Origin of the sequence: Streptomyces sp. NPDC090499, assembly GCF_044769305.1 — a bacterium.
Taxonomy (GTDB): Bacteria; Actinomycetota; Actinomycetes; order Streptomycetales; family Streptomycetaceae; genus Streptomyces.
Genome location: NZ_JBIVXP010000053.1, coordinates 1 through 1,717, shown reverse-complemented (window position 1 = coordinate 1,717; position 1,717 = coordinate 1). Strand labels below are relative to the sequence as shown.

At 70.0% G+C, this 1,717-nt stretch carries 1 protein-coding gene; it reads left to right on the top strand.

Features of this window, described 5'->3' with window-relative positions; genetic code table 11:
• The first annotated feature begins 73 nt into the window (after positions 1-73).
• Entirely contained in the window at positions 74-1,654 is a 1,581-nt protein-coding gene (locus ACIQVL_RS51525; RefSeq protein ID WP_403446231.1) for an IS1182 family transposase, read from the top strand.
• Positions 1,655-1,717 lie beyond the last annotated feature (63 nt).

Sequence of the window (1,717 nt, the reverse complement as noted above, 5' to 3'; positions counted from 1 at the left end):
CTAGAAGGCTGATGAAGATCTTGGGGTTCTGGTCCTGCCGCGTGAGCGGCAGGACCAGACTCGTCTTGTGGCGATGGGTGAGTGGGTCGGCGAGATGGTCGGGCCGGATGTGTGGGAGACGTGTCGCGATCTGATTCCGGCGGGGAGCGTGTTCGCGTTCCTGGCAGAGCACCGCGGCGAGTTGTTCCCGGCTGAGATGTTCGCGGACATGTACCCGTCGGCGAACGGACGCCCGAGCATGCCGCCGCAGATCCTGGCCGCCGCGATCACCTTGCAGGCCCTGCACGGCCTGTCGGACTTCGAGACGGTCCAGGAACTGCGGTGCGACCTGCGGTGGAAGGCCGCATGTGGACTCGGCCTCAACGACATGGCCTTCGACCCGTCGCTGCTGGCCTACTTCCGCCGTCGGCTGGCCCGTTCCGCCCGCCCGAACCGTATTTTCGACACCGTGCGTGAGGTCGTGAAGGCCACCGGCGTGCTCAGGGGCAAGCACCGCCGGGCGCTGGACTCCACCGTGCTGGACGACGCGGTCGCCACCCAGGACACCGTCACCCAGATCATCGCCGCCGTCCGGGCGGTGATCCGCGAGGTCCCCGGCGCCGACGCGGTCGCCGCTGCCCAGTGCAGCGCGCACGACTACACCGACCCGGGCAAGCCCCGCATCGCCTGGAACGACGAGCAGGCCCGCGCCGAACTGGTCGACGCGCTGGTCACCGATGCCCTGCGGCTGCTGGGCCACCTGCCCGACCAGCAGCTCGGCGAGAAAGCCGCGAACGCGGTGGGCATCCTGGCCCTGGTCGCCGGCCAGGACGTCGAGCCCGCCGAGGAATCCGACGGCCGCGACGGACGCTGGCGCATCACCCGGGGCACCGCCCCGAACCGGACGGTCTCCACCACCGATCCCGAAGCCCGGCACGTGCACAAGACCCGCACTCACCGCCAGGACGGCTTCAAGGCCCACCTGGCCATCGAACCCGAGACCGGCTTATACACCGCCGTCGCCCTCAGACCCGGCGCCGGGCCCGAGCACCACGAAGCCGTGGTCGGCCTGGAACTGCTCGCCGACGAGGACACCCCACTCGATGCCTTCGGTGACACCGCTTACTCCACCGGCGATGTCCGCCAGGCCCTCCACGAGGCCGGGCACCGGCTGTTCCTCAAGCCCGCCCCGCTGCGGCCCGCTGTCCCCGACGGCTTCACCCTCGACGATTTCGCCATCGACACCCAAGCCGCCGTCGTGACCTGCCCGGCCGGACACGCCGTGGCCCTGTCCGACCCCGGCGGGCAGCACCACCAACGCAAAGCCTCTTTCGGGGACCTGTGCACCGGATGCCACCTGCGCGAGCGGTGCACTAAAGCCAAGGCCGGACGCATCCTGACCATCCGCCCGCACCACGACCTCCAGACAGCCGCCCGCCACCAGGCCGTCACCGATCCCGGCTGGCAGGCCGACTACCGCCGCTGGCGCCCACCAGTCGAACGCGCCGTCGCCTGGCTCGTCCACCACGGCAACCGGCGCCTGCGCTACCGCGGTACCATCAAGAACGACACCTGGCTCCACACCCGAGCCGCCGCCCTCAACCTCCGCCGACTGATCAACCTCGGACTCACCCACACCAGTGGCACCTGGCACATCGCACCAGCCAGTGCATGAGCGGAGGGCTGTCCGGCCTGACGGCCGGACAGCCCTCACCAAGATCTTCATCAGCCTTCTAGG